Below are 6,066 nucleotides of genomic sequence, written 5' to 3'. Positions count from 1 at the left end.
AAGCCCCTGCGTGGCGCTGGCCTGCGCCGCCCGCACCTGGTCCAGGTACTGGTTGCCGGTGCTGGCGCGCTCCTGCTCGGCACTGGACAGGGATCGATCACGAAGCGCGTCGCCCACCGCGCGGTCGGCTTCAGCCTGCCGCACCGAGTTCTGCTGGATCTGCCCGGCCAGGATATTGTCCTGTCGCTTGGCGGTCTTGCGCTGCTCGTTGTAGTTCACGCCGGCACTGAGGCCAGCCATGACCATCGGAATCCAGATCGACTCGGTCCCCATCAGCGGCCTCCTTGCCCAAACCCGGGCGTGTACAGCAGGTTGTAGATATCCCGGTTGCCGCGGCGCTCAGCTGCGGCGTTCCGGCTGTTCTCGTAGATCTTCGACAGCCCGCCGAAGACGTCGCCCAAGGCATTGGTGGTCAGGCTGGCATTGGCGCCGGCCAGGTTGGCCTGCAGCATCTGCGCCGCCCGGGCACCGCCGGCAGTGAGGTCCGCCCCCGACTGCGCCAGCGAGATCATGTTCATGCGGCTCTGCTCGTCGGCATTGCGCAGCTCATTGGCCGCGCTCTGCGCCAGGCGATCGGCAGACAGGACGCCCTGCTGGTAGTCCTGCCCCAGCTGGCGGTTGGCATCCACGGCCACCGAGCCGCCGGTCTGCCCGTTGCGCGCCATCGCGAACTTCAGGCTGCGGTCGGCCGTGTCCTTCTGCCGGTCCAGGTTCTGCCTGTAGAAGCTGCGGCTGGCGCCGAGGAAGTCGTTGATGTCCGCCTCACGCTGCGGGCTGCCGTAGATCTGGTTGATCTGCTGCACCGAGCGGTTGATGTTGGCCTGGCGCAACCCCTCGGCCTGGGTGGCCTTGTTGGTCGCCTTGCTGGATCCGCCGCCGCCCATTACTCACCTCGCAGTCGGGAAAAGTGGGCGACGTCCTCGCCCCGGATGCCGTAGTGGCGCCACACGCCCTCGGCCTTGAAGCCCAGCGAGCGCTCGAACCACTCGATGGCGTGCTCCCGGCTGGTGATGGCGCTGGTCTGCAGCCGATGGGCGCCGGATTCGAAGATCCGATCCATCAACCACCGCGTGCCCTTGGTCAGGCTTCGCCACTGCTCGGACCAGCCCTGTTCGGAGCCCAGCATCCACGCTTGCCACACGCCCGGCCCGGCCGGCTGGAAGCCCCCGGCAGCGGCGGGCAGATCGTCGTCCTGCAGCACCGTCACGGCATACACCCCGCTCAGGTGGGCGGCCTCGATGAACCAACGAACCGCCGCGTCCTCGTCGAACTGCTCCAGCCCGCTCAGCGCGATGAACTGCGCGCGCTCGTCCTCGCGCATCTTCTTGACCAGGTAGACGATGTGCTCCGGCCTGCAGGGGATCACGTTCGAAGGAAGGCGGGCTGTTTTCATGCCGCTATGCTCGGCCAGCCCGTCATCGGTTCAACGGAGCATCAGCTCATCGGCCGGCTGTCCTGCAGATAGAGCTGCAGGGCATTCCACTGCCATTGCTCGGAGCCGTCATAACGCAGCTCCACAGCCAGCGACGCCGCCGCCAGCGGCATCGGGATCACCATGCCAGGCACGGTATCCGCCGGCACCGGATAGCCCGGCGTGAACAGGCCGCCGTTGCTCTGGTCGATGCCAAAGGACACGGAGACAGCGCCGGTGCCAACGACATCGAAGCCGTAAAGCATCTTGGTCACGCCCGGCTGCCCGAAGTCCAGCCACGGCCAGCGGATGAGGCCCGGGAAGGGGACGACCGTGGGCACCGGCGGATCATCGCCCACCATCACCTCATCGCCCAGCACCGTCTCATCCACGCGATGCACGTGATCTCCCGACCGCAGGTACAGCGAATCCCCCGCGATCGCCCAGTCCTCGACCACGAACGGGAACTCGTACCGGGACCAGGCGCCCACCTGTCCGATCCGGGTCATCGTGTAGACGAACACATGCGTGTCGGTCTCGCGCGGGAACATCAGCCAGTATTGTCCGGCCGCCGGGAAATACAGGCCCAGCGGCGCCACGCCATCGGCCATGGCCGCCTGGACCAGCGGATCGATCGGCATGCCCACGTCGCCGGCCTGGAAGTTGGTGCTGCTGGCGGCGATACCGACGGTGCGCACCCCCTGCGAGGCCAGGAAGAACAGATCGTTCGACACCGGCGCCATCGCGTGATGCTGCGTGCTCCCCATCGGCAAGGCGTCCAGCAGCGCCATGCTGGCCGGGTCCTCATCGACCTGCCAGAGCTGGAAGGCCTCGGCGTTGAACGGGATCAGGTTGCCGCGGTACAGGCCCATGGCCTCCACCGGGTTGGCGCCGTAGTTCTGCAGGCCTGTGGGCAGATAGCCGGCGTCGTCGCTGCTGGACCAATCCAGCGGATTGACCGTGGCGCTGTAGCGCACGATGTCGTCGTCGGCGCAAAAGACCTTGGATGCGGCGATCCCGACGATCTTGGTGTTCGGGCAATTCGGATCCTCCACGCGGCGCGATACCGCCCGAAAGGTTACCGAGCCATCCTTGACCATCCCGCCATCGTCCTGCGGCCAGTCCGGCTCCACAGTCCCGCTGACGTACAGCGGTTCGGCCGTCCACACCACGCGCGTGGCCGAGATGGCCTCCCAGGTGACTTCGTTGTCGATCACCTGCTGCCCGAGGATGGGTGGCCAGGCCGGCTCGCTCGCCGCCGAGAACCCCGACTCGCTCTGCACAGCCCGGTAGGCCAACCCAGACGGGAGCCCCGCGAAGGTCCCCGAGACCTGCAGGGCGTCGCCCCAGATCGGGTAGTTGTGGTCGGCGACGGACCACAGTGCGATGCCGGCTCGGCAGTAGGCAGCCCCAGCTGGGCAGGTCGCAGTGACGCTGGACCGGTGCCATGCCCCGCCCCTGCCGTCGTTGACCTCGTTGCCCTTATCGGGCGAGCCCAGTGGAGTGTCATCGGCCGCGTACCACTGCACCTCGACCCAGCCGCGCGTTGCGCCCACGGTGGAGGCGCCCTGCTCGATCATGCAGGACGCGGTGATCGACTTTCCCACCGGCACGATGAGGCGGGTCTGGTTCAGCGCCAGGCCCGAGGCGACATTCCCGGGCAGGCGGACGCACCCAACCCCGCCAAAACCATGGCCATCGGAGACGTAGGCCGCGCCGCCGCTGTAATCCCAGCCCGACGCGCCGGCGCTGAAGTCCCCGTTGACCACCGCGGTCGCGCCCGGCGATGGCATGGTGATCGGAACGACGATATCGCCAGGCTGGTACAGAAAGCCGGGCTGCCATACGGCATAGCTCATCAGCGGATCTCCGTGTTGCTTGCCGTGCTGTTCGCGGCATTGCCGTGGCCGTAGCGGTCCGTAACGCTGGGCGGCACCGTAGCGCTGCCGGCGCCTGCTTCGGGAACGGTGTACTGGGCCTGGGCGTCCACCTCTTCGATGACCACCTCGCCGGGATTGGTGGGCCACACCGGCTCGGATGTACCAGAGCGTGGGCTGTCGCCGATCACTTCGGTGGCGACGTACCGGTAGCCGTTGTCGACGATCGGCACCACGACATCGCCCAGTGCTCGGGCCACATTGGGTGCCCACGGCACATAGCCGGCGCGGTCAGACTCCACGCGATAGGCCAGACCGTTGCCATTGCTCGGGCGCACCAACGTGCCGGGCAGATACACATGACCGGGCAGCCACTCCTCGCCCTTCTCCAGCCAATAGTGGCGCACCAGCCCATCTTCGAACTCGGCCACCACGTACAGGTAGCCCAAGAACGGCAGGGCAAAGTGGATGTCCTTGATCGGCGTATCCGCGGCAGACGGATGGCGGATCACCTCCACCTCTACTCGCGGGTCGTCACTGCTCCGGACGTGGTGGGAGAACACCACGAACTTGCCCTTGAACCAGACCAGCCTTTCGTGCCCTCAGGTAGCTCGGCGTCGATACGCGTGCCGGGACGGCACTTGATGGTCCGCGCCGCGGTCACGTACCCGTTGAGCAGGTCGTACAGCGAGTCCGAAGACGCGCCGCCCTTGTCGCGCAGCCGGGTGATGCCAGCTTTGACCGCTGACATTGCGATCTGCCGCATGCTCAATCCTCCTTCAGCACCGGGCGAACTGCCGGCGCCTGGACGCGGGTGCCCGGGATGTAGCGGCGCGTCTGGTGTGAGCCGGCCACACGGCTACGGATGTAGGCCGTCGCCTGGCTGGCGTAGTTGCCCGCATCGGCCTGGCCGTAGTGCGCCTTGGCGTTGGCCAGTGCCTGCAGGAACACTGCCTCGGGATCCGCCGTCAGCACATCTCCATCTGCCTCCATCGGCGAGGGGCCGAAATCCCCTTTGATGCGTAGCTGCCAGGTGTCGTCTACCGGTGCCGGCCACACCTCGATGCACTGCCGGATCTCGTAGTGCGACGGAATTCCCGTGCCGGTCGAGCCGTACAGCACCGGATTGATGCCGCAGATTAACGGCTGCCAGCTGGAGTCACCCTGCGAGATGCCCACCCATTCCAGCTTGTCCGGGTTCAGCACCCGCGGGCAGGTGTCGACGTTGCCGTCGAGATCATAGAAGCGCACACCCGGTGCCAGATCCCACGTGAACATACGGCGCAGGCGCATCACCGAGTAGCGCTGATACAGGAATTCATGGGCGCTGCGGACGAAGTCGTCCAGCAGCTCTGGCATACCCGGCGGCAAGGCGCCCATGCTCACCTGCACCGAAAAGCCCAGCCGGCGCGCGAGGCGCTCTCGCATCTGCTGCAGCGTGACCGTTGGCTGTGCGTCGTCGCACGCGCAGTTGTAGTCGGTCCCCGTCTCGCCGCCACCATCGTCACCGGCGATCTCGAACTGGATTCGCACCGTGTAGCGCCCCGGCATCGGGATGAGCGATCCGGCAGGCCCAGCTCCGTACTTGGAGGGCCAGAAGTCCAGGTATTTGTCTGCGCCGCCACCCCAAGTCGTGTATGGGATTCGCAGCTGCGTGGGCGTGAAAGATCCCACGATCCCGTAGGGCCCAATGGTGTCGCTGGGGTACGGAGGGGTTTCGTTGAGATATTTGGTGAAGCTGTCGTTCTCTTCGATCTGCGCCGCCTCGTACGAGAGCGTGTCAGCCGATGGACTCTGCGAGTTGAACTCGACGAACTCCACAATGACGACCAGATCCACCTCGTTTCGGAAATTCAGGGTGAAGTCGCCATCGCCGTACTCCGTGTCGGCCTTATCGAATGTGAGAAAGCCGCCGCCAGCAGCTGAAACTCCGCCCCCCAGCTGCAGATGGGTAATGACGGCAACGTCAGCCGGAACGCTATCGAAGTCGTATTTGATGGCCATGTTTCCTCCTGTGAAAAGGCCGACCGGAGTCACCCCCGGCCGGCCGCCGTCACCGCCGCCAGCGGGTCGGGTTACTGCTTGCGGGACTCGCTCTCGTCATCGATCGCGGCCAGCAGATCCTCGCGGGCTTGGCCTTCGGTTTCCGCCGCTTCGATCGCAACCAAGTCCGCATCGCTCAGGCCCTTCAGCTTCTCGGTGATCGAGCAACATCGCCGGCCAGCAGCTCGGTGAAGTCGGTCGCCGGCGGCGCGTCCTTGCCGGACTTCGCCGCAGCCTTGGCCGCCTTCTTCTCGGCTGCGGTGAGCGCCGGAGCCTTCGCCTCAGCCTTGGCCGCCGACGGCTGCCGGCTGTCGATGAACTTGGCCAGATCCCGCTCGCGGTTGAAGTAGCGAGCGCGCGCCGCGTCGGAGTCAGCGTTGCCGCCGTACTTCTTGACCAGACCAGCGAAGGCGGTGCCGACGTCGAAGTCCTCGAACTGCACGTCCCTGGTTTCGAGTTCGGTCACCAGCTCCTCCCCGTAGATCTCTTCGAGGATGGACTGCTCGTATTCCGGCACGGTGGTCGGAAGCTTGGTGCTGGCGTCGCGGTCGATCAGCAGGGTGACCAGCGTCAGGGTGATGATCTTGGCCATTACTGCACGCCCTCCAGGGTGATCGGGCCCGTGGCAGCGGCACCCAGCTTGACGAACTTCGGCAGGTCGGCGACTTCCACGACCGGGCCGAGATTGGCCGCGCCGCTCAGCAGCGTGACCCAGCCGGCGTCACCGGCCGCTGG

Annotated in this window: 8 protein-coding genes; all 8 read right to left on the bottom strand. The window is 66.3% G+C overall.

All coding sequences use genetic code 11. From position 1 onward, the window contains the following. Positions 1–273, bottom strand: a 273-nt coding sequence (locus JCM9942_RS09645) for a hypothetical protein (protein WP_157722856.1), incomplete at its 3' end; no start/stop codon positions are given. Then, positions 273–884 carry a hypothetical protein gene (locus JCM9942_RS09640; protein ID WP_054659304.1) on the bottom strand — a complete coding sequence of 204 codons (612 nt, stop codon included), beginning with the start codon at positions 882–884 and terminating at the stop codon, positions 273–275. The genes JCM9942_RS09640 and JCM9942_RS09645, both read right to left, overlap by 1 nt. Next, complete coding sequence (locus JCM9942_RS09635; protein ID WP_145974350.1) at positions 884–1,393, bottom strand: hypothetical protein; 510 nt, start codon at positions 1,391–1,393, stop codon at positions 884–886. Before JCM9942_RS09635 ends, JCM9942_RS09640 begins: the two co-directional genes overlap by 1 nt. Before the next feature lie 41 nt (positions 1,394–1,434). Beyond that, positions 1,435–3,270, bottom strand: a complete 1,836-nt coding sequence (locus tag JCM9942_RS09630) for a hypothetical protein (protein WP_054659300.1) — start codon at positions 3,268–3,270, stop codon at positions 1,435–1,437. After that, complete coding sequence (locus JCM9942_RS09625) at positions 3,270–3,806, bottom strand: hypothetical protein (RefSeq protein WP_256202356.1); 537 nt, start codon at positions 3,804–3,806, stop codon at positions 3,270–3,272. The genes JCM9942_RS09630 and JCM9942_RS09625 overlap by 1 nt, the downstream gene beginning before the upstream one ends. A 2-nt stretch (positions 3,807–3,808) precedes the next feature. Further along, positions 3,809–4,054, bottom strand: coding sequence for a hypothetical protein (locus JCM9942_RS20225; protein ID WP_256202355.1), 246 nt, complete (start codon positions 4,052–4,054; stop codon positions 3,809–3,811). A gap of 2 nt (positions 4,055–4,056) precedes the next feature. Further along, complete coding sequence (locus tag JCM9942_RS09620) at positions 4,057–5,292, bottom strand: phage adaptor protein (RefSeq protein ID WP_054659298.1); 1,236 nt, start codon at positions 5,290–5,292, stop codon at positions 4,057–4,059. A 184-nt stretch (positions 5,293–5,476) separates the two neighbouring features. Continuing rightward, positions 5,477–5,923 (bottom strand): hypothetical protein, encoded by a 447-nt coding sequence (locus JCM9942_RS09615; RefSeq protein ID WP_054659296.1) that lies wholly within the window; start codon positions 5,921–5,923, stop codon positions 5,477–5,479. Between the last annotated feature and the right edge of the window lie 143 nt (positions 5,924–6,066).

Origin of the sequence: Stenotrophomonas pictorum JCM 9942, assembly GCF_001310775.1 — a bacterium.
In the GTDB taxonomy this organism is placed as follows: Bacteria; Pseudomonadota; Gammaproteobacteria; order Xanthomonadales; family Xanthomonadaceae; genus Stenotrophomonas; species Stenotrophomonas pictorum.
Note: the sequence above shows the minus strand (reverse complement) of the source record. Positions and strands in the feature narration are given on the sequence as shown.